Origin of the sequence: Micromonospora sp. NPDC049374, assembly GCF_040677165.1 — a bacterium.
Lineage (GTDB): Bacteria > Actinomycetota > Actinomycetes > Mycobacteriales > Micromonosporaceae > Micromonospora.
The window spans coordinates 354,434-374,528 of record NZ_JBFAQH010000005.1 but is presented as its reverse complement, the minus strand read 5'-3'; the positions used below and the strand labels follow the sequence as shown (position 1 = coordinate 374,528).

Here is a 20,095-nt window from a genome sequence, read left to right as displayed (position 1 = left end):
CGCGCAGACCGTGCAGGTGTCGGCCTACCCCGACCACTACGCCCAGTGGGAACAGCAGGCCGCCGACCTCGTCACCCAACACTGGAACAGCTGACAACCGAAGACATTCCTCCACAGGGGGAACAAGACCGCTGGCCGGCACCCAACCAGGGTGCCGGCCAGCGGCAGCTTCGGAAACCACCAGACCCACTGTGGCGGCGGTCACGGCAGGGGTAGGAAGAAGCGGAGCGGGTAACCTGTTGACTCGGGTGTCGGTGTGATCCAGTGTCCCCGGGCCTCACCTAAATTGCCTTCGCGGAATACCGTTCGGCTGGAGCCGCGTCGCGCCACTCGCCGAGAGGCGACCTGCACACCGGCACCTTCGTCGCCCCCGGCCCGATCTCGGGCCGGGGGCGACGTCGTGGTGTGGTTCCGGTAGGTGGGTCGCCGATCCCGGCGCGCTGTCCTAAGGTCGAGACCGGAGGTGTCGAGCGTGGGGCTGCGGGACAGGTTGCTGGGCTGGCCGGTCTACCGGCAGCTCACCGGTGCCGACCCGCTGGGCCGGGGCGCCGCGGCGCAATCGACCCGCAGTGCCGCGCTGACCGCCCGCACGCAGGACGCCGACCGGGTGGCCCGTTCCGTCTGCCCGTACTGTGCCGTCGGCTGCGGGCAGCGGGTCTTCGTCACCGACGACCAGGTGACGCAGATCGAGGGCGACCCGGACAGCCCCATCTCCCGGGGCCGGCTCTGCCCGAAGGGCGCCGCCAGCCGGAGCCTGGTCACCAGCCCGCTGCGCCAGACCACGGTGCGCTACCGGCGGCCGTACGGCACCGAGTGGGAGGACCTGGACCTCGACACCGCACTCGACATGATCGCCGACCGAGTGCTCGCGGCCCGTGCCCACACGTGGGAGGACGTCGACGCCGAGGGTCGGCCGCTGAACCGCACGCTGGGGATCGCCAGCCTGGGCGGGGCCACCCTGGACAACGAGGAGAACTACCTCATCAAGAAGCTGTTCACCGCGATGGGGGCGCTCCAGATCGAAAACCAGGCCCGGATTTGACACTCCGCCACCGTCCCCGGTCTGGGGGCCAGCTTCGGTCGCGGTGGCGCGACGGACTTCCAGCAGGACGTGGCGAACGCCGATGTCATCGTCATCCAGGGCTCCAACATGGCCGAGGCCCACCCGGTGGGCTTCCAGTGGGTGATGGAGGCGAAGCGGCGCGGGGCCAAGGTCTTCCACGTCGACCCGCGGTTCACCCGTACCAGCGCGGTCGCCGACGCGTACCTGCCGATCCGGGCGGGCACCGACATCGCGCTGCTGGGCGCGGTGGTGAACCACATCCTCAGCAACGGGCTGGATTTCCGGGAGTACGTGCTGGCGTACACCAACGCCGCGACGATCGTCAGTGACGACTTCGTCGACGCCGAGGACGCCGACGGTCTCTTCTCCGGCTTCGACCCGGCGACCGCCAGCTACGTGCAGGACAGCTGGCAGTACGCGGGCCACGAGCGGGACTCCGGCAGTGGCCACACGGGCGAGGAGCGGGAGACCGCAGCGGGCCTGCGCCACGAGTCGCACGGTGCTCCCGTCTCCCAGCAGGTGCGGCGGGACGAGACGCTGCAACATCCCCGCTGCGTGTACCAGATCCTCAAGCGGCACTTCGCCCGCTACACCCCGGAGATGGTGGAACGGGTCTGCGGCGTACCCGGGGAGAAGTTCCTGGAGTTGGCCCGCGCCTGGACGGAGAACTCCGGGCGGGAACGCACCGGCTGCCTGATCTACTCGGTCGGCTGGACCCAGCACACCGTCGGGGTGCAGTACATCCGCACCGGGGCGATCATCCAACTGCTGCTGGGCAACATGGGGCGGCCCGGTGGCGGGGTGATGGCGCTGCGCGGGCACGCCAGCATCCAGGGCTCCACCGACATTCCGACCCTGTTCAACCTGCTGCCGGGCTATCTGCCGATGCCGCACCACGCCCGGCATCCCGATTTCGACGCCTGGGTGGACAGCATCCGGCACCCGAGCCAGAAGGGTTTCTGGGGCGGTGCCCGCGCCTACGCCGCCAGCCTGCTGAAGGCGTACTGGGGGGACGCGGCCACCCCCGACAACGACTTCTGCTACGGCCATCTGCCCCGACTGACCGGCGATCACGGCACCTACCAGCAGGTGCTCAACATGATCGACGGCAAGGTCAAGGGGTACTTTCTGCTCGGCCAGAACCCGGCGGTCGGCTCGGCGCACGGCCGGGCCCAGCGGCTGGGCATGGCCAACCTCGACTGGCTTGTCGTCCGCGACCTGTTCATGATCGAAAGCGCGACGTTCTGGCAGCGTGGTCCCGAGGTCGCCACCGGTGAGATCGTGCCGGAGCAGTGCGCCACCGAGGTGTTCTTCCTGCCGGCCGCCTCCCATGTGGAGAAGGAGGGCACGTTCACCCAGACCCAGCGGCTGCTGCAATGGCGGGAGAAGGCCGTCGACCCGCCCGGCGACGCCCGTTCCGAGCTGTGGTTCTTCTACCACCTGGGGCGCCGGATCCGGGAGAAGCTGGCCGGCTCGACCCTGCCGCGCGACCGCGCGCTGCTCGACCTGACCTGGGACTATCCCACGCACGGCCGGCACGCCGAGCCGGACGCCGAGGCGGTGCTGCGGGAGATCAACGGATACGACACGCTCAGTGGCCGTCCGTTGTCGGCGTTCACGGAGGCACGGGACGACGGGACGACCGCGATCGGCTGCTGGATCTACACCGGTGTGTACGCCGACGGCGTGAACCAGGCGGCCCGGCGGCGGCCCGGGCACGAGCAGGACTGGGTGGCCGCCGAGTGGGGTTGGGCGTGGCCGGCGAACCGGCGGATGCTCTACAACCGGGCCTCCGCCGACCCGCAGGGCCGCCCGTGGAGCGAGCGGAAGCGGTACGTGTGGTGGGACGCCGAGGCCGGGCGGTGGACCGGTCGCGACGTGCCGGACTTCGAGGTGACGAAACCGCCGTCGTACCGGCCGCCGGAGGGCGCGACGGGTCCGGCGGCGCTGGCCGGTGACGACCCGTTCATCATGCAGTCCGACGGCAAGGGCTGGCTGTACGCGCCCAGCGGGGTGCTGGACGGGCCGCTGCCGACGCACTACGAGCCGGCCGAGTCGCCGGTGCGTAACCCGCTCTACGGCCAGCAGGCCAATCCGACCCGCAAGATGTACGCCCATCCGGTGAACTCGACGAATCCGAGCCCGCCGCAGCAGCACGACGAGGTCTTCCCGTACGTGTTCACGGTCAGCCGGCTCACCGAGCACCACACCGCGGGCGGGATGAGCCGGACCGTCGCGCCGCTGGCGGAACTGCAACCGGAGATGTTCGTGGAGGTCTCCCCGGAGCTGGCGGCACTGGCCGGGCTGACCCATCTCGGTTGGGCGCACCTGATCACCGCCCGCGCGGCGATCGAGGCCCGGGTGCTTGTCACCGACCGGCTGGTGCCGCTGTCGGTGGACGGTCGGGTGATCCACCAGTTGTGGCTGCCGTACCACTTCGGCTTCGAGGGGCTGGTCACCGGGGACTCGGCCAACGACCTGTTCGGCATCACCCTGGACCCGAACGTCCTGATCCAGGAGAGCAAGATCGGCACCTGTGACGTGCGGCCGGGTCGCCGGCCCACCGGGGCGGCGTTGCGCGACCTGGTGCAGGATTACCGCACCAGGGCCGGCATCGTGCCGGGTGCCCTACCGCCGGCGGTCACTCCCGGTGTGCCGGTCGTGCGGCCCGGGTCCACCGAAGACGGAGAGGGGAACCGTTGATGGCCGATCCGGGTGACCGGGCCGCCGCATCCGCGCCGTTGCCGGTTTCGGCTGCCGGTACGGCCGATCCGGCGACCGCGGCCGGCTGGGTCGACGCGCCGCCGAGGATGGGCTTCTTCACCGACACCAGCGTCTGCATCGGCTGCAAGGCGTGCGAGGTGGCCTGCAAGGAGTGGAACGGGGTACCCACCGCCGGGCTGGACCTGCTCGGCATGTCCTACGACAACACCGGCGCGCTGACGGCGAACTCGTGGCGGCACGTCGCCTTCGTCGAACAGCCCCGGCCCGGCGGTCACGGCCCGGCGCCGTTCGCCGGGAACCCGACCGGCGACCCGGCAAGTGCGGCATCCGCCGCCCGGTCTGCCGGCACCACAAACCCGACCGGGACCGAGCCCGGTGTGCTGCCCGGCGGACCGTCGGCCGCCGCCCGGATGACCGAGTTCCTCGGCATGCCGGCGGCCGGACCACCCGGACGTACCGGCAGCGCCGAGGGGCGCAGCGACTTCCGCTGGCTGATGATGTCGGACGTGTGCAAGCACTGCACCCGGGCCGGTTGCCTCGACGTCTGCCCGACCGGGGCGCTGTTCCGCACCGAGTTCGGCACCGTGGTGGTGCAGGAGGACATCTGCAACGGATGCGGCTACTGCGTGTCGGCCTGCCCGTACGGCGTGATCGACAGGCGGGTGGACGACGGTCGGGTGTGGAAGTGCACGCTCTGCTACGACCGGATCGGCGCGGGGCTGACCCCGGCCTGCGCGCAGGCCTGCCCGACCGAGTCCATCCAGTACGGCCCGCTCGACGAACTGCGGGAACGGGCCGCCGCGCGGGTGGCCACGTTGCGGGAGCGGGGGGAGCCGCAGGCCCGGCTCTACGGCCACGACCCGGACGACGGGGTCGGCGGCGACGGCGCGTTCTTCCTGCTGCTCGACGAGCCGGAGGTGTACGGCCTGCCGCCGGATCCGCAGGTCACCACCCGGGACCTGCCGGCCATGTGGCGTCGGGCGGGGCTGGCCGCGCTGGCCATGACGGCGGCGGCCGTCGGCGCGTTCCTCGGCGGTCGGCGGTGAACCCGGACCGACCGGCCGTCGGCGACCGTTTCCGTCGCTTCCGGGCCGGTCGCCGGGGCGGTGAGGAACTGGCCGTGCCGCCGGCCGAGTTCACCTCCTACTACGGCCGGCCGATCCTGAAACCGCCGGTGTGGACGTGGGAGATCGCCGCTTACCTGTTCACCGGCGGACTGGCCGCCGGTTCGTCCCTGCTCGCGGCGGGTGGGCAGCTCACCGGGCGCACCGGGGTGCGCCGCGCCGGCCGGGTCGCCGCGCTGGCCGCGGTCACCGCCAGCGCCGGCCTGCTGGTCAAGGATCTGGGCCGGCCGGAGCGGTTCCACCACATGCTGCGGGTGGCCAAGCCAACCTCACCCATGTCGGTGGGCACCTGGATTCTCGCCGGGTACGGTCCGGCCGCCGGGCTGGCCGCGGTCGCCGAGGTGGCGCCGCTGCTGCCCACTCGGGGTCCACTCGGGCTGGCCCGTCGGGCGTTGCCGCCGGTGGGGCGGGCCGCCGGGCTGGCCGCCGCGGTGGCCGCGCCGGCCCTGGGCACGTACACCGCGGTGCTGCTGGCCGACACGGCCGTGCCGTCCTGGCACGAGGCGTACGCCGACCTGCCGTTCGTTTTCGCGGGCAGCGCGCTCGCCAGTGGCGCGGGAGTGGGCCTGCTCGCCGTGCCGCCCGGTCAGGCGGGCCCGGCGCGGCGGATGGCGGTGGCCGGCGCCGGACTGGAACTGTTCGGCGCGCACCGGGTGGAGACTCGTCTCGGTCTGCTGGGTGAGCCCTACCGGACGGGTCGGGCCGGTCGGCTGCTGCGGGCCGGGCGGGCACTTACCGTCGCCGGGGTGGCCGGGGCGGTGCTGGGCCGGCGGAGCCGACTGGTCTCGGCGGTCTCCGGTGCCGCGTTGCTGGCCGCCTCGGTGGCCACCCGCTTCGGGGTCTTCCACGCCGGTGTCGCCTCGGCCCGCGATCCGAAGTACACGGTGCTGCCGCAGCGGGCCCGGCTCGACCGGCGGGCGGCCGAGCCCGAGCGGTAGCCCCGGGACGTCGCCTCGGCCGCACACCCGCCGCCGAGCTGTGATCCAATGGCCGGTGGAGGCGTTCAGGCGGCTGGTGCCCCTCCCGGTCTTCAAAACCGGTGTGGTCCGGGATCCGGGCCAGGCGGGTTCGATTCCCGTCCGTCTCCGCCAGGCTGCGAGGAGATGAACCGATGGGCGACGGCGGCGCCGACCCGCGACGCCGGGTGCCGCGTACCGACGCGCTGCTGGCTGAGCCGTCGTTGGTGGCGGCTGCCGTCGCGGTCGGCCGCGACCGGGTGCGCAGCGCGGTGCGGCAGGCACAGGAACGGGCCCGCCGGGGTGAGATCGACCCCGCCGAGGTACGCGACGCCGCGTTGGCCGCGTTGCCGCCACCCGTGCCGCGGGCCGTGCTCAACGCCACCGGGGTGGTGCTGCACACCAATCTCGGCCGGGCGGCCCTCTCCGAAGCGGCGGTGGCCGCGGTGACCGCCGCCGCCGGGTACACCGACGTCGAACTGGACCTGGGCACCGGGCGGCGGGCACGCCGTGGGCGGGACGCGTTGGATGCGCTCGCCGCCGCCGTACCGGCCGCCGAGGCGGTGCACGTGGTCAACAACGGTGCCGCCGCGCTGGTGCTGGCGGCCACCGCGCTCGCCGCCGACGCCGAGATCGTGGTCAGCCGGGGCGAGCTGGTGGAGATCGGCGACGGTTTCCGGCTGCCCGACCTGCTCACCAGCACCGGTGCCCGGCTGCGGGAGGTGGGCACCACCAACCGGACCACCCTCGCCGACTACGCCGCCGCCGTCGGGCCGCGTACCGGCTTCGTGTTGAAGGTGCACCCGTCGAACTTCCGGGTCACCGGTTTCACCTCGGCGGTGCCGGTGCGGCGGCTGACCGGGCTCGGCGTGCCGGTGGTCGCCGACATCGGCTCCGGGCTGCTGGTACCCGACCCGCTGCTGCCGGACGAACCGGATGCCGCGAGCACCCTGCGTGCCGGGGCGGCGCTGGTCACCGCGAGCGGCGACAAGCTGCTGGGTGGCCCGCAGGCCGGGTTGCTGCTCGGCACCGCCGACCTGGTCGAGCGGCTGCGTCGGCACCCCCTGGCCCGGGCGTTGCGGGTGGACAAGCTGACCCTGGCCGCCCTCGCGGGCACGCTCGGTGCCCCGGGCACCCCCACCCGCCGGGCGCTGCACGCCGACCCGGCGGTGCTGCGCGAGCGAACCGAACGGCTGCGCGGCGCGCTCGCCGCCGACGGCCGCAAGGCGGAGGTGGTGCCGGCGGTGGCGGTGGTCGGCGGCGGCGGTGCACCCGGTGTCGAACTGGACTCGTGGGCGCTGAGCCTGCCCGAGCGGTACGCCGGCCCGCTGCGTACCGGCGACCTGCCGGTGCTGGGTCGGGTGGTCCGTGGCCGGCTGCTGCTCGACCTGCGTTGCGTGCCGGAGCGGGCCGACGGGTTGCTGCGCGCGGCGGTGCTGGCCGTGCCGGGAGACGACTGACCATGCTGGTGGTGGCCACCGCCGGGCACGTCGACCACGGCAAGTCCACGCTGGTGCGGGCGTTGACCGGGATGGAACCGGACCGCTGGGCGGAGGAACGCCGTCGGGGCATGACCATCGACCTCGGGTTCGCCTGGTCGTCGCTGCCGTCGGGTCGTACCGTCGCGTTCGTCGACGTGCCGGGACACGAGCGGTTCGTGCCGAACATGCTGGCCGGGGTGGGCCCGGTGGCGGCCGCTGTGGTGGTGGTCGCGGCCGACGCGGGTTGGATGCCGCAGTCCGCCGAGCACCTGGCGGCCCTGGACGCGCTCGGCGTCGGGTACGGCCTGCTGGTGGTCACGCGCGCGGACCTGGCCGATCCGGCTGCGGCTCTGGCCAGGGCCCGGTCGGAGCTGGCGGCGACAGCGCTGGCTGCGGTGGAGGCGGTCACGGTCAGCGCCGTCACCGGTGCCGGTCTGCCCGACCTGCGGGCCGCGCTGGACCGGTTGGCCGACCGGATGCCGGTTCCGGTGCCCGACGGACCGGTCCGGTTCTGGGTCGACCGCTGTTTCACGGTGCGGGGCAGCGGCACGGTGGTCACCGGCACGTTGGGCGCCGGGCGGCTGCGCGTCGGTGACGAGCTGGAGTTGGCCGGCAGCGGCGAACCGGTGCGGATCCGTGGCCTGCATCGGCTCGGTGCCGCCTGTGACGAGGCGGTCCCGGTGGCCCGGGTGGCGGTGAATCTGCGGGGCGTGTCCCGCGACCGGATCAGCCGCGGCGACGCCCTGCTCACCCCGGGGCGGTTTCGCCCCACCGATCTGGTCGACGTGCGCCTGGCCGGGGTGGCGGTGGCCGAGCTGCCGGTGACGCTGACGCTGCACGTCGGTTCGGCCGCGGTGCCGGTGCGGGTCCGCCCACTGGGCGTGGACACCGCCCGGTTGCGGCTGAGCCGTCCGCTGCCGCTGCTGATCGGGGACCGGGCGTTGCTGCGCGATCCGGGCCGCCGGTACGTCGCCGGCGGGGTCACCGTCCTCGACGTGCTGCCGCCACGGTTGGCGCGTCGGGGTGCCGCGGCGGCCCGGGCGGCGGTGCTGGCCACCCTGGACGGCCGTCCCGATTTCGCCGGCGAGCTGAGTCGGCGGGGCCTGGTCCGGGTCGGCGACCTGGTCCGGGCGGGCGTACCGGTGACGGACACCCCGGTGGCGGGTGACTGGCTGGCCGATCCGGAGCATTGGCGGGGGCTGGGCGACCGGCTCGCCGGGGCCGTGGCCGAGTACGCCCGCACGCATCCGCTGGCGGCGGGTGCCCCGGTCGAGGAACTGCGTCGACACCTCGATCTGCCCGACCGGTCCCTGGTCGAAGCCCTGGTCCGGCCGCCGCTGCGGCTGATCGCCGGTCGGGTGGTGGCGCCCGGCGCGGCGGGGTTGCCCGAGCCGGTGGCCCGCGCGCTGGCCCTGGTCAGCGAGGACTACGCGGCGCATCCGTTCCGCGCCCCCGACGCCGACCGGCTCGCCGCCGTCGGGCTCGGCACCCGGGAGATCGGTGCGGCGGTGCGGGCCGGGGCGCTGCTGCGGCTGACCGGCAACGTGCTGCTGCTGCCGGGCGCACCGCAGCAGGCGGTGCGGGTGCTGACCGGGCTGCCGCAGCCGTTCACCCTCAGTGCCGCCCGGCAGGCCCTCGACACGACCCGGCGGGTGGCGGTGCCACTGCTGGAGTTGCTGGACCGGCAGGGACTGACCCGGCGGCTACCCGACGATGCCCGGGTGGTGGTGGATTGAGCCCATCGTCGGCCGGCGGCGCAGCCGGGCACCTACCGTGACGGCATGGATCCCTCCGCGGTCTGGCGGGACCGGCAGCACCGGTGGCGGATCGAGGCGTACCGCGCGCCGGACCTGCGGTTCGCCGTCTACGCGACGAACGGCACCACCGAGTCCGCGCCGCTGTGGCTGTTCGGCATGTCGGCGCTGGCCCGGTGGCTGATGAGTCACAAGATCTCCCTCGACGACCTGGAGGTCGACTGAGCGTGCCCCACCGGGGGGATAAATCCGGATAAACCAGCCAGAGAGGTTCCGTGGTGCGTACGGTGCCAGCTGTGAAGGACCGAGGCATCCGCAAGTTCGTCGCGGTGCTCGCCGGCCTCGCCGTGATCTACTTCGGCACCACGGGCCGGTCCCCGGAGGAAGGTCGCGGCCTCTCCGGCGGGCTGGTGGTGCTGGCGCTGCTGGCGGCGCTGCTGGTGTGGTATCTGACCAAACCCGGCGGCGATGCGGCGAAGTGACGGCGCTCAGCGGGCCGCCACGCCGCGGCTGATCTGCCCGGCCGACTCCTCGCCGAGGGCGACCCGGACCAGCGCCGAGGCGAGCCGGCCGAAATCGACATCGTCGACGAGCCGGGACAGCCGGTCCGTGGTGGCCGGCAGACCGAGTCGCCGCGCGCCGGCCACCGCCCGCCGGTCGGCGTACGGGCGCAACTCCGGCCAGACCGACTGCACCTCACGCAGGAAGATGTCCGCGCCGGTGGGCCCGATACCAGGGAACTCGGTGAGCAGCCGCCGCAGCTGCGCCGGCTCACCGGCCGCCTCCCGGTGCAACCGCCGCAGGTCGCCGTGCCAGCGGTCCAGGCAGAGCCGGGCGCCGGAGCCGAGCATCGTCGCCGTCCGCTCGTCGTAGCGGCGGTAGTGTCCGCGCCCCAGCGCGTCGACCCGTTCCTGCCAGCTGGCGGCCTCCATGGCCTGCGGAGTGCGGTAGCCGGCCGCGAAGAGTTCCCGGGCCGCCGCCACCCCCACCTGCGCCCTGATGCGAGTGCTGAGCAACGTGACCAGGACCAGCAACTGGTACAGCGGCGCCGGTCGGTCGGCCAGCGCGATGCCGGCCTCCTCGGCGTACGTGCGGCGGGTCAGCAGGGCCCGCGCCAGCGCCCGTTGGTCGCCCATCCTCGGGGTGTACCCGCCGACCACCCGGTTAGCCCTCGCCGTGGTCACCGTGCCGGAATGCCGCCGACGGGGGCGGGTAAGCCGCGGGTGACGCGGCGCCGCGCCGCGTACCGGCGAAGGGAGACGACCGTGACGAACCCGCAGCAGCAGGAACTCCGGCGCAACGCCCTCGGCGAGACCAGCCAGGACAACAAGGGCCCTGATCCGGCGGGTCACCCCCGTAACCGTGGCTCGTCGCCGGGGGACACCGGCCGCCCGGTGCCGCACGGCCAGGTGTCACCGTACGGGCCCAGCGGTCAGCCGGTGGCCGAGGACGACAGCGACCGCTGACCGATTCCCTACCTCGACGGCCGCAGCCGGTTCCAGGTGGCTGCGGCCGTCAGCCCGAAGGTGAGGTGTGGAACGAGGTCGGCGACCCAGTCGACGCGCCGCCAGGTACGCGGGTCGGTGACGCCGAGCAGGGTCAGCGATCCGTCCGACAGCGTCATCAGGCCCCCGCCGAGCAGGGTGGCCGCCCGCAGCAGCGGCTGTCGGCGACCCCGCGCCAGCAGCGCGAAGCCGACCGTCGCGGCTGCGCCGAGCCCGTAGCCCAGCAGGGCACCCAGGCCGCTGCGCCGGTTGTCCGCCTGCTGCGCCGGCCCCAGGGACAGGTGGGCGACGCGGGCCAGCTTCCCGGCGCTCTGCTCCGGCGTCTGGCTGGCCGGGCGGGCCCGGGCCGTCATGTCCAGGTAGGTGACGATGTTGAGCGCAGTGGTGCCGACGGCCCCGGCGATGAGGCCGTCGGTCAGGTCGGCTGCCCTCACTTCTTCGGGTCCCCGGGCTCGCGGTTGCCCTTGGGCCCGTAGGCGCGTTCGCCCCGCACCACGCCGCGCCGGCCCCGATCCTCCCGCAGGATCCGGTTGGCCGCCTCGTCGGCCTTCTGGTCCGGCGTGCGCCGGCCCGAGCCGTCGATGGCGTTGCGGAGGCGGGCACGCTGCTTGTCGTAGGCGTTGCTGCCGGGCCGAGGTCCTGGCATCGCTGTCTCCTCTTTGGTCGTCGCCGGTGGCGTCGGTGACCCCTCTGGTCGTCGCCGATGGCGTACGCGGCCCGTCTACCCGCCTGGGCCGCCGCCAACCGTGCCGGCCGGTCACCGGGGGCCGCGTACCACCGCGACCGGACAGTGGCTGTGGTGCAGCAGTGACTGGCTCACCGAACCCAGCAGCAACCCGGTCACCTCACCACGCCCCTGCCCCCCGACCACCAGCAGTTGCGCCTGGCGGGAGGCATCGGTGAGCACCCGGGCGGCCCGACCCCGCACCGACTCCCGGGTGATCGGCACCTCCGGGTACCGCTCGGACAGCCCGGCGATCGACTCGGCCACCGCCCGGTCCTCGTCGGCGCGCAACTCGGACTCGTCGTACACCAGCGGCTGCATGTGACCCGGGCCGGTGGACACCGGATGCCGGTAGGCGTGCAGGGCGAGCACCGTGGCGCCGCGCAGGGCGGCTTCCTGGACGGCGAACTCCACGGCCTGGCGGGACGACTCGGAGCCGTCCACCCCGACCACCACGGCACCGTCGGGGTGCTGCGCACCGCGCGCCACCAGCACCGGACAATCGGCGTACGCGGCCAGCTTCACCGCGACCGAGCCGAGCACCAGCGCGGCGAATCCGCCGCCACCTCGGTCACCGAGCACCACCATCGCCGCGGTGGGCGCCTCGGCGAGCAGCACGGCCGTGGCCTCACCGTCGACGATCTCGCCGGTGACCCGTAGCCCGGGCGCGGTCGCCTCGGCCTCGTCGACGGCGGCGGCGACCATCCGTTCCGCCTGCGCCCGCAGACCCCCGTCGGGGGCGCTCTCCGTGGCCGGCCGGATGGGGGAGTGCAGCGTCGGCCAGATGAAGGCGTGTACCACCCGCAGCGGGCGGTCGCGGCGGGCCGCCGCCGCGGCGGCGAGTCGTACCGCGGCGCGGGCGGGCTCGGAGCCGTCCACGCCGACCACCACTGCCGCGCCGCTTGCCGAGTTCACCGTCGCCTCCCCGTGCTGGGCCCGTCGTCGGGACCGGTTTGGGTCAGTATCGCCGTCCCCGCTGGCCAGCGGGGCGATACCGGCGAGCGACGTGCTGTCGGTACGCTGACGCCCGGGGAAGGAGCGTCGTCGATGGTGGAGCCCGACCAGCCCAGTACCGCACGGATGATCGATTTCTGGCTCGGCGGGGCGCACCACTATCCGGTGGACGTGGCCGCCGCCCGCGCCTTCGAGCAGGCGTACGGCCCGTGTCCTCCGGTGTTCCGGGCGCTGCGCGCCTTCCTCGGCCGCGCCGTACGGGCGATCGCCGCCACCGGTGTGGACGGATTCCTGGTGTTCGGCGCCGGGGTGCCGACGATGGGAAACGTGCACGAGGTGGCACCCACCGCGACGGTCCTCTACACCGACGTGGATCCGGTGACCATCCGTCTCGGGCAGCGCATCCTGGCCGGCAGCGACCGGGCGGGTTACGGCTTCGGCGACGCCACCGACATCGGCACCGTCGACCCGGCGCTGCTGCACCGGTTCGTGCCGGGTTGGGGTCGTCGCCCGGTCGGGGTGGTCTTCCTCGGTTTGGCGGCGTTCCTCGACGACGACACCCTCGCCCGCACCCTGGACGAGCTGTACGCGTCGGTGGCGCCGGGCAGCCACCTGGCGATCGACTTCGACACCGAGGAACTCGCCGGGTATCCGCAGGCGCTGGCGATGATGGGGCCGGCGTTCCGGATGCGTCCGCCGGCCGCGTTCGCTCCGTTGCTCGGCCGGTGGCAGCCCACCCAAGACGGGATCGTGCCGGTGACCCACTGGCGACCGGACGGTCCGCCGGCGGAGGTGCCGGACGCCTTTCACGGTGCCGTCGCCGTGCGGTCGGTCGGGTGACCATGGGCAAAACCTCCTCCGTATGATGCTTGCCCCAGAGCAAGTATTTTTCGGAGGATGGTCATGGCGGATGCGCCCACGGGGATCTCCCGCGCCCTGCGCGAGGCCCCGCCCGACCGCGTGGTCGAGGCTGCCGACGTGGCCATCCGGGCGGCGCTCGGTGCGTCAGGCACCAGCGTGTTCGTCGCCGACTACCGGATCAGCGGGCTGTGGCCGGTGCTCGACTCGCGCCAGCCCGCTGTGGCCACCCCGGACGTTCAGGGTACGGTGCAGCGCTGCTTCAGCAGCCAGCAGCCGGTCCGGGAGTCCGGTGAGGACGGGCGGTGCCGCATCTACGTTCCGCTGTCGGTGTGGGGCGAGCGGCTGGGCGTGCTCATGGTCGAGTTGATTGGCGAACCGACGGAGTCGGTGGTGCGCGCGGCGGTCGACATCGCCGGGGACATGGCCCTGGCGCTGCGGGCGGCCGACCGGGAAACTGACCGCTACCGGCGGGCCCGGCGGCGGGAGCGGCTGAGCATGGCCGCCGAGTTGCAGTGGGAACTGCTGCCGGGGCGCAGTGTCAGCCATGACTCCTTCCAACTGGCGGGTCAGCTCGAACCGGCGTACACGGTGGGTGGTGACCACTTCGACTGGTCCCTGGACGACGGCCGGTTGACCGTCACCGTGCTCAACGGCGACGGCATCGGGCTCGCCGCCGCCCTGTTGACGGCGGTGACGGTCAACGCCATGCGTAACGCCCGCCGCTCCGGCGGCGGTCTGGTGGAACAGGCCGAGCTGGCCTCCGACACGGTCTACCACCAGCATCGGGGCCACCGGCACGTGGCGACGTTGCTGCTCGAACTGGACTGTGTCACCGGGCGGGTGCGGGCGGTGGACGCCGGCTCACCGCATCTGGTCCGGGTGCGGGGTGGTGCCGTGTCCCGGGTCACCCTCGAGCAGCAGCTACCGCTGGGGATGTTCGGCGAGACCCGGTATGACCTGCAGGAGTTCGACCTCGACCCGGGGGACCGGTTGTTCATCGTCTCCGACGGGGTGTGGGCGGCCGATCCCAGCGGCCGGGAGACGTACGGTGAGCGGGCGATGGCCCGGGCGATGCGGGCCACGCGGTTGCAGCCGCCGACCGAGGCCGTTGGTACGGTGATGCGCGAGTTGCAGACCTTCCACGCGGACACCGATCTGCGCGACGACGCGGTCGTCGTCTGCCTGGACTGGCGCGGCTCGGTCGGCCGGGAACAGGGTTGACCCGCCCGTCCGGCGGATCGGTGCGGGACCAGCGGGGCAATCGCAGGGGACATCGGGTGGAGCGACCGGATCTCACCGCGGCGATCGACGCGGCGGCCGAGGCGCTGGTGGGCGTGCTCGACTCGGCCGTTTCCCGGCACCGGCTCGCGGTGTCGCCGACCCAGTTGCGGGTGCTGTCCCTGCTGAGCATCCGTTCGGAGATCAACGTCAACGGACTGGCCGAGTTGCTGGACGTGGTCCCCTCCTCGGCCAGCCGGCTCTGTGACCGGCTGGAGGCGATCGGGTTGGTGCGCCGAACGGCCGACCCGCGGGACCGTCGGGAGGTGCGCCTGGCCCCGACCGCGGCCGCCGAGGTCCTGTTGGCAGAGGTGCGTTCCCGCCGGCACGAGGCGGTGCGGGCAGTACTCGAACGGATGCCGGCCCGGGGGCAGCAGGATCTGTTGTGGGCGTTGGCGGCGTTCGGGCAGGCGGCGACGATGGCCACGACCGTGAACGCGCCCGTCGGCGGTGCCCGACGCCCCTCCGACTAGTATCCTAGGATGCGCTACGCATGGTGACACCCGTCACACTCACACCAGCCAGTGGCCGGCGCGAGCCCGCTGGACAGCAAGAGCGCGACAGCGGCCCGCTATAGTGGCAGCGCATTCGACCGGCCCGTGATCATCGACGGTGGACGGCGGGTCAGGGGACGGATCCCGCAGGGGATCACAGGGGGCGCCGGCACCAGCCGGCTGGACACGCGTACGACGCCGCACGGCGGACCAGGGCCGCAGTGCCCGAGCGCGTCGCGGAGGAGGTTCGGTGTCGGGTCGGGCGGCTCGGGCGGAGCAACCGCAGGCCCGCGACGGCGATGGCCGGGGACCCGCCGATCGGGTGCTCACCTGGCCGAACCTGATCAGCTTCGTCCGCCTGCTGGGTGTTCCCCTGTTCCTTTTCCTGTTCCTGGTGGCTCGCGCCGACGCCGCCGCGATCGTGGTGTTGGCTGTCGGGGGCACCAGCGACTGGGTGGACGGCTGGATCGCCCGGCGGCTCGGGCAGGTCAGCCGGCTGGGTGAGCTGCTCGACCCGCTCGCCGACCGGCTCTACATCCTCGCCACCCTGGTCGCGTTCACCGCCCGTGACGTAGTGCCCTGGCAGTTCACCGCCGCGCTACTGGCTCGGGAGGTGCTGCTGCTGGGCTCGCTCGGGGTGCTGCGGCGGCACGGCTACGGGCCGCCGCCGGTGCATTACGTCGGTAAGACGGCCACCTTCCTGCTGCTGGCCGCCTTCCCGATCCTGCTGCTGGCCGCGGTGGTGCCGACGGCCGCGGCGGTCGCCGGCGCGATCGGCTGGGCGTTGGCGTGGTGGGGTCTGGTGCTCTACTGGGTCGCTGGCGCGCTGTACGTGGTCCAGGCCCGGCAGTTGGTGCGGGCGGTACGCGGTCGGCAAGGAGCGGCGGCATGAGCGAGCGGTCCCGAGCGAATCATCGACTCAGCGCCCCGCTGCCTCACGACGGCCCGCAGCGAGGCGGAGGGCTGTCGTGAGCGACGATCCCGGTCAGCGCCGGCGTGGGCCGAGGGCCTTCACGCCGGACTTCCTCACCGAGTTGTTCCACAACCCGTTGGATCCGGGCTACGCCGACGCGGCGGCCCAGCGGGCGAGGACGGGTCGGCCGGCGCGGTCGGGCTGGTCGGTGGGGCCGGTCGGCCTGGTGGTGATCGTGCTGCTCGGTTTCCTGTTCGCGGTGGCCTACCGGCAGACCATGGCCGAGGAGCCGGGGCGTGCGCAGGCCCGTTCCGGCCTGGTGGCGCAGATAAAGCAGCGGCAGGGTGAGACCGACGCCCTGTCGATGCGGGCCGAGGAGCTGCGCGAGGAGGTCAACCGGCAGCGGGAGGCCGCGTTGGGTGGTTCCCGCGCGGCCCGGTTGCGGGAGCTGGAGGCGAGTACCGGCCTGGGGCGGGTGCGCGGTGACGGTGTGGTGGTGGAGTTGGCGGACGCGCCGGGTGGTCAGGATTCGCTCGGCGGCGCCGAGGCCGGTCCCGCCCAGGTGATCTATCTCGATCTGCAGAGCGTGGCGAACGATCTGTGGGGTGCCGGCGCCGAGGCGATCGCGATCAATGGGCAGCGGTTGACGTCGACGTCGACGATCCGTTCCGCGGGTCAGGCGATCCTGGTGGACTTCCGTCCGGTGACGGGGCCGTACGAGGTGAGCGCGATCGGGCCGGGTGGCATGCGCGAGCGGTACGAGGCCAGCGGCAGCGCGTTGACGATGCGTCAGGTGGCGAAGGTGACGGGGTTGTCGTTCGCGGTGCGGGACGCCGATGACCTCACGCTGCCGGCTGCTCCGGAGCCGCGGCTACGCTACGCGGAGCCCGCGGTGAGTCCGAGTGTGTCGTCGTCGGGTGGTGACGAGTCGTCCGGCTCGGGTACGTCCCCCAGTCCCTCCGGAGGTGGTCGATGATCGCGGTGCTGGCCCTGTTGGCCGGTGTGCTGCTCGGGCTGTGGCTTGATCCCACGGTGCCGGCGGCGTTGCAGCCGTACCTGCCGATCGCGGTGGTGGCCGCGTTGGACGCGGTGTTCGGTGGGGTTCGGGCGAAGCTGGACCGCATCTTCGACGACAAGCAGTTCGTGGTGTCGTTCATCTCGAACGTGCTGGTGGCTGCGTTGATCGTGTATCTGGGTGACCAGTTGGGGGTGGGCGGTCAGTTGTCCACCGGTGTGGTGGTCGTGTTGGGGGTTCGTATCTTCGGCAACGTGGCGGCGATCCGTCGGCACCTGTTCCGGGCGTAGGTTTGTGGCGTGAGTGACGAGCACACGCAGACGGGTACGGGGTGGCCGCAGCCGGCGGAGCCGGCGCGGCCGGATGGCCCGGCGGGGGAGCCGGATCCGCGGCCGGAGGCACCGGATCCGGACGAGTTGAGTCCGTTGTCGCCGCAGGGGCGCCCGGCGGGGGACGAAGAGGATCCGTCGGCCGCGCCGGACGAGGCGGAGCCCGCCGAGGGGGTTGCCGCGGCGGAGTCGGCTGCGGTGGTGTCGCCGTGGCGGCGGTTCAGTTCGGCGGCGGTGATGATCGGTGTGCTGCTGGGGTTGTTGGGTTTCACCCTGGCGGTGCAGTTGAAGATGACCTCGACGGATTCGTCGTTGGCGGCGGCGCGGCAGGAGGACCTGGTTCGGATCCTGTACGACCTGGAGGCGCGGGAGATCCGGTTGCGGCAGGACATCGCCGCGTTGGAGGAGAGCCAGCGGCAGTTGCGTTCGGGTGAGCAGGGGCGTCAGGCCGCGTTGGAGGAGGCGACCCGGCGGGCGGACGAGTTGGGCATTCTGGCGGGTACGTTGCCGGCGCGGGGTCCGGGTCTGACGGTGCGGTTCCAGGCGGGGGCGGCGAAGCCGATCTCGGCGGTGCGGGTGCTGGACGCGGTGCAGGAGTTGCGGGGTGCCGGGGCGGAGGCGATGCAGATCTCCGGTGGTGACCAGGCGACGGTGCGGATCGTGGCGTCGACGTATTTCCTCAACGGGGAGAACGGGTCGTTGGTGGTGGACGGGCGTCCGTTGACGGGGCCGTTCACCATCACCGTGCTGGGTGATCCGGCGACGATGCGTACGGCGCTCAACATTCCTGGTGGGGTGGTCGCGTCGGTGGCTGGCGACGGCGGTAACGTGATCGTTGAGGAGCGTGAGGTTGCCGAGGTCTCGGCGCTGCACGTGCCCCGCCCGCTGGAACATGCCCGTCCGGTCTCCTGAAGGTCGGCGGGCCGGCACCGGTTGGTCCGGTGTCGCGATGGATGAGGACGCTGCTGGTGATTCCTGAGGATCTGCGTTACACCGCCGAGCACGAGTGGGTGGCCGCCGCGGACGGTGGGGCCGTCCGGGTGGGCATCACTCATTTCGCGCAGGATGCGCTCGGCGACATCGTGTATGTGCAGTTGCCGGAGGCGGGTGCGGTGGTGGCGGCCGGTGAGTCGTTGGGTGAGATCGAGTCGACCAAGAGTGTGTCGGAGCTCTACGCCCCGGTGGCCGGTACGGTGTCGGCGCGCAACGAGGCGTTGGTCGACACGCCCGAGGTGATCAACAGTGATCCGTACGGCGCGGGTTGGTTGGTGGAGATCTCCGTTGCGGATCCGGCGGCGGTGGATGCTCTGTTGAGCGCGGCCGCGTATCGCGAGTTGACCGAGAGCTGAGCGTTTTGCTGTGCGGGCGGGGCGGTGTCTGCCGCGCGTCCGGTTGCCCTGTTTTTCGGCGCTGGCTAGGCTCGCCCAGTCGACCGAGAACCCATTAGTTGAGCGTCGCGGACAGCCTTTCGGGGCACGGAGAGCCAGCCGCCGGGTGGATGAGAGCCCGGCGGCCAGACCCGCCGTCACCCGACGCCGACCGAAACAGATTCCGTGAGGTGGTCCCCATGACTCGCCCAGGCGACGAGTTCCCCCCGCTCGACGTCACGTCGACGCTCAATCTCGGTTCGCTCGAGGAAGCGCTGGAGGGGCCGGACACCGATGTGGTGCCGAGCCGGATGTCCGGTTCGCTGCCGCCGGGGATGGCACTGCTGGTGGTCCGGCGGGGGCCGAACGCGGGTGCCCGGTTCCTGTTGGATCACGATGTGACGACCAGTGGGCGGCATCCGGACAGTGACATCTTTCTCGACGATGTGACGGTGTCGCGTCGGCACGCGGAGTTCCACCGGGATGGTGGGACGTTCACGGTGCGGGACGTGGGCAGTTTGAACGGCACGTACGTGAACCGGGAGCGGGTCGAGGCGGCGACGTTGAGCAACGGTGACGAGGTGCAGATCGGTAAGTTCCGGGTGGTGTTCATCGCCGGTCCGCGCCCGGAGGGTGAGGCCGGCCGGGGGTGAACGAGCCTGCGGCCTCCAGGCCGTCCGGGGTGGGTGGCAGCCAGCCGCTGATGAGTATCGGCGAGGTGCTGGCCCAGTTGCGGGCGGATTTTCCGGACGTGACGATTTCGAAGTTGCGGTTTCTTGAGGCTGAGGGCCTGGTGGAGCCGCAGCGTACGGCGGCGGGTTACCGGAAGTACGGCTGGGACGATGTGGCGCGGCTGCGGTTCGTGCTGTCGGCGCAGCGGGATCAGTATCTGCCGTTGCGGGTGATCCGTGAGCAGTTGGCGCGGTGGGACGCTGACGGTGAGGTGCCGGAGTGGTCGCGTCCGGCGTTGGTGGCCGTGGGTCCCGATGGTGAGGTGCCGGGTCGTGCCGCGTCGTCGGTCGAGTCGGCGCAGGTCCGGTTGGATCGTGCCGAGTTGGTGGCGCGTAGTGGGCTGGACGAGTCGACGTTGGGTGAGTTGGAGCGGCTCGGGTTGGTGGTGCCGGATCCGCCGGGGTGGTATGACGGCGACGCGTTGATCATTGCGCGGGCGGTGGCGGGTCTGGCTGCGTACGGGTTCCAGCCGCGGCATCTGCGGGGTTATCGGACGGCGGCGGACCGCGAGGTCGGTTTGTTCGCGCAGTTGGTGGCACCGTTGGTGCGGCAGAGTGATCCGGCGGCGCGGGCGCGGGCGGCGGAGACGGCGCGGGAGTTGGTGGCGCTGTCTCAACAGTTGCATGCGGCGTTGGTGCGGGTGGGGTTGCGCTCGACGTTGGGGCGGTGAGGTGCCTGTGCGTACTGATCGGCCGGTTGGTGAGTGGCGTAGGCTTGCGGGGGTAACCCCTCTTCTGGCGCGGGCGTGGGTGCGTGTAGCGCATGAGACGGCCGTGTCGCGGTCCGTGTACCGTGCAGAGAAGGGCGCGGTGCGGCGTAGG

General features: G+C 72.7%; 22 protein-coding genes and 1 tRNA gene. 19 read left to right on the top strand and 4 right to left on the bottom strand.

The annotated features are described in order from the left end of the window. Positions 1-472: 472 nt before the first annotated feature. From fdh to AB0J93_RS11975, 8 genes are all read left to right on the top strand, one after another. Positions 473-3,766: a formate dehydrogenase gene (fdh, locus tag AB0J93_RS12010; RefSeq protein ID WP_363920873.1), complete on the top strand. Its 3,294-nt coding sequence runs from the start codon at positions 473-475 to the stop codon at positions 3,764-3,766. A 107-nt stretch (positions 3,767-3,873) separates the two neighbouring features. Beyond that, positions 3,874-4,833, top strand: coding sequence for a 4Fe-4S dicluster domain-containing protein (locus tag AB0J93_RS12005; protein WP_363920926.1), 960 nt, complete (start codon positions 3,874-3,876; stop codon positions 4,831-4,833). After that, positions 4,830-5,849 (top strand): NrfD/PsrC family molybdoenzyme membrane anchor subunit, encoded by a 1,020-nt coding sequence (gene nrfD / locus AB0J93_RS12000; protein WP_363920871.1) that lies wholly within the window; start codon positions 4,830-4,832, stop codon positions 5,847-5,849. The genes AB0J93_RS12005 and nrfD overlap by 4 nt, the downstream gene beginning before the upstream one ends. A 57-nt stretch (positions 5,850-5,906) precedes the next feature. Further along, positions 5,907-6,002 (top strand) — tRNA-Sec (locus AB0J93_RS11995). Positions 6,003-6,022: 20 nt separating this feature from the next. Further along, positions 6,023-7,327, top strand: coding sequence for an L-seryl-tRNA(Sec) selenium transferase (gene selA, locus AB0J93_RS11990; RefSeq protein WP_363920869.1), 1,305 nt, complete (start codon positions 6,023-6,025; stop codon positions 7,325-7,327). 2 nt (positions 7,328-7,329) lie between these two features. Then, complete coding sequence (gene selB / locus AB0J93_RS11985) at positions 7,330-9,084, top strand: selenocysteine-specific translation elongation factor (protein WP_363920867.1); 1,755 nt, start codon at positions 7,330-7,332, stop codon at positions 9,082-9,084. 45 nt (positions 9,085-9,129) lie between these two features. After that, the gene (locus AB0J93_RS11980) at positions 9,130-9,327 is read left to right on the top strand and encodes a hypothetical protein (RefSeq protein WP_093402430.1); all 198 of its coding nucleotides are present in this window, start codon (positions 9,130-9,132) and stop codon (positions 9,325-9,327) included. A gap of 71 nt (positions 9,328-9,398) precedes the next feature. Beyond that, a complete protein-coding gene (locus AB0J93_RS11975) occupies positions 9,399-9,584 on the top strand; it encodes a hypothetical protein (protein ID WP_363920930.1) in 186 nt (61 codons plus the stop codon). A gap of 6 nt (positions 9,585-9,590) precedes the next feature. Here the strand turns inward: AB0J93_RS11975 and AB0J93_RS11970 are convergent, their stop codons facing one another. After that, positions 9,591-10,238: a hypothetical protein gene (locus AB0J93_RS11970; RefSeq protein ID WP_363920864.1), complete on the bottom strand. Its 648-nt coding sequence runs from the start codon at positions 10,236-10,238 to the stop codon at positions 9,591-9,593. Between the two features lie 129 nt (positions 10,239-10,367). Here AB0J93_RS11970 and AB0J93_RS11965 point away from each other — a divergent pair, with 129 nt between their 5' ends. Beyond that, positions 10,368-10,568 (top strand): hypothetical protein, encoded by a 201-nt coding sequence (locus AB0J93_RS11965; RefSeq protein WP_363920862.1) that lies wholly within the window; start codon positions 10,368-10,370, stop codon positions 10,566-10,568. A gap of 8 nt (positions 10,569-10,576) precedes the next feature. Here the strand turns inward: AB0J93_RS11965 and AB0J93_RS11960 are convergent, their stop codons facing one another. The 3 genes from AB0J93_RS11960 to AB0J93_RS11950 all read right to left on the bottom strand — a co-directional run bounded on the left by AB0J93_RS11960 (position 10,577) and on the right by AB0J93_RS11950 (position 12,246). Then, positions 10,577-11,041, bottom strand: a complete 465-nt coding sequence (locus tag AB0J93_RS11960) for a hypothetical protein (protein ID WP_363920860.1) — start codon at positions 11,039-11,041, stop codon at positions 10,577-10,579. Next, positions 11,038-11,253: a phosphatidylethanolamine-binding protein gene (locus AB0J93_RS11955; RefSeq protein ID WP_093402425.1), complete on the bottom strand. Its 216-nt coding sequence runs from the start codon at positions 11,251-11,253 to the stop codon at positions 11,038-11,040. Before AB0J93_RS11955 ends, AB0J93_RS11960 begins: the two co-directional genes overlap by 4 nt. A gap of 111 nt (positions 11,254-11,364) precedes the next feature. Further along, positions 11,365-12,246: a universal stress protein gene (locus AB0J93_RS11950; RefSeq protein ID WP_363920857.1), complete on the bottom strand. Its 882-nt coding sequence runs from the start codon at positions 12,244-12,246 to the stop codon at positions 11,365-11,367. Positions 12,247-12,378: 132 nt separating this feature from the next. Between AB0J93_RS11950 and AB0J93_RS11945 the strand changes: the two genes are divergently transcribed. The 10 genes from AB0J93_RS11945 to AB0J93_RS11900 all read left to right on the top strand — a co-directional run bounded on the left by AB0J93_RS11945 (position 12,379) and on the right by AB0J93_RS11900 (position 19,944). Then, positions 12,379-13,125 (top strand): SAM-dependent methyltransferase, encoded by a 747-nt coding sequence (locus AB0J93_RS11945; RefSeq protein ID WP_363920855.1) that lies wholly within the window; start codon positions 12,379-12,381, stop codon positions 13,123-13,125. 63 nt (positions 13,126-13,188) lie between these two features. After that, entirely contained in the window at positions 13,189-14,367 is a 1,179-nt protein-coding gene (locus AB0J93_RS11940; protein WP_363920853.1) for a PP2C family protein-serine/threonine phosphatase, read from the top strand. A 56-nt stretch (positions 14,368-14,423) separates the two neighbouring features. After that, positions 14,424-14,897 carry a MarR family transcriptional regulator gene (locus tag AB0J93_RS11935; RefSeq protein WP_363920851.1) on the top strand — a complete coding sequence of 158 codons (474 nt, stop codon included), beginning with the start codon at positions 14,424-14,426 and terminating at the stop codon, positions 14,895-14,897. A 343-nt stretch (positions 14,898-15,240) separates the two neighbouring features. Then, positions 15,241-15,810, top strand: a complete 570-nt coding sequence (locus AB0J93_RS11930) for a CDP-alcohol phosphatidyltransferase family protein (protein WP_363920924.1) — start codon at positions 15,241-15,243, stop codon at positions 15,808-15,810. A gap of 76 nt (positions 15,811-15,886) precedes the next feature. Further along, positions 15,887-16,807: a DUF881 domain-containing protein gene (locus tag AB0J93_RS11925; RefSeq protein ID WP_363920849.1), complete on the top strand. Its 921-nt coding sequence runs from the start codon at positions 15,887-15,889 to the stop codon at positions 16,805-16,807. After that, positions 16,804-17,136: a small basic family protein gene (locus AB0J93_RS11920; protein WP_093402419.1), complete on the top strand. Its 333-nt coding sequence runs from the start codon at positions 16,804-16,806 to the stop codon at positions 17,134-17,136. Before AB0J93_RS11925 ends, AB0J93_RS11920 begins: the two co-directional genes overlap by 4 nt. Before the next feature lie 9 nt (positions 17,137-17,145). Continuing rightward, positions 17,146-18,087, top strand: coding sequence for a DUF881 domain-containing protein (locus tag AB0J93_RS11915; RefSeq protein ID WP_363920847.1), 942 nt, complete (start codon positions 17,146-17,148; stop codon positions 18,085-18,087). 56 nt (positions 18,088-18,143) lie between these two features. Next, positions 18,144-18,524, top strand: coding sequence for a glycine cleavage system protein GcvH (gcvH, locus tag AB0J93_RS11910; protein WP_363920845.1), 381 nt, complete (start codon positions 18,144-18,146; stop codon positions 18,522-18,524). Positions 18,525-18,742: 218 nt separating this feature from the next. Beyond that, positions 18,743-19,195, top strand: a complete 453-nt coding sequence (locus tag AB0J93_RS11905) for an FHA domain-containing protein (protein ID WP_093402417.1) — start codon at positions 18,743-18,745, stop codon at positions 19,193-19,195. A gap of 50 nt (positions 19,196-19,245) precedes the next feature. Continuing rightward, positions 19,246-19,944, top strand: a complete 699-nt coding sequence (locus tag AB0J93_RS11900; protein ID WP_363920843.1) for a MerR family transcriptional regulator — start codon at positions 19,246-19,248, stop codon at positions 19,942-19,944. The last annotated feature ends 151 nt before the right edge of the window (positions 19,945-20,095 follow it).

Coding starts and splice junctions, on each gene's coding strand:
- AB0J93_RS12005 (WP_363920926.1), top strand. CDS start 3,874: ATGGGCTTCTTCACCGACACCAGCGTCTGCATCGGCTGCAAGGCGTGC.
- selA (WP_363920869.1), top strand. CDS start 6,023: ATGGGCGACGGCGGCGCCGACCCGCGACGCCGGGTGCCGCGTACCGAC.
- selB (WP_363920867.1), top strand. CDS start 7,330: ATGCTGGTGGTGGCCACCGCCGGGCACGTCGACCACGGCAAGTCCACG.
- AB0J93_RS11980 (WP_093402430.1), top strand. CDS start 9,130: ATGGATCCCTCCGCGGTCTGGCGGGACCGGCAGCACCGGTGGCGGATC.
- AB0J93_RS11970 (WP_363920864.1), bottom strand. CDS start 10,238: ATGGGCGACCAACGGGCGCTGGCGCGGGCCCTGCTGACCCGCCGCACG.
- AB0J93_RS11955 (WP_093402425.1), bottom strand. CDS start 11,253: ATGCCAGGACCTCGGCCCGGCAGCAACGCCTACGACAAGCAGCGTGCC.
- AB0J93_RS11945 (WP_363920855.1), top strand. CDS start 12,379: ATGGTGGAGCCCGACCAGCCCAGTACCGCACGGATGATCGATTTCTGG.
- AB0J93_RS11940 (WP_363920853.1), top strand. CDS start 13,189: ATGGCGGATGCGCCCACGGGGATCTCCCGCGCCCTGCGCGAGGCCCCG.
- AB0J93_RS11920 (WP_093402419.1), top strand. CDS start 16,804: ATGATCGCGGTGCTGGCCCTGTTGGCCGGTGTGCTGCTCGGGCTGTGG.
- AB0J93_RS11905 (WP_093402417.1), top strand. CDS start 18,743: ATGACTCGCCCAGGCGACGAGTTCCCCCCGCTCGACGTCACGTCGACG.
- AB0J93_RS11900 (WP_363920843.1), top strand. CDS start 19,246: ATGAGTATCGGCGAGGTGCTGGCCCAGTTGCGGGCGGATTTTCCGGAC.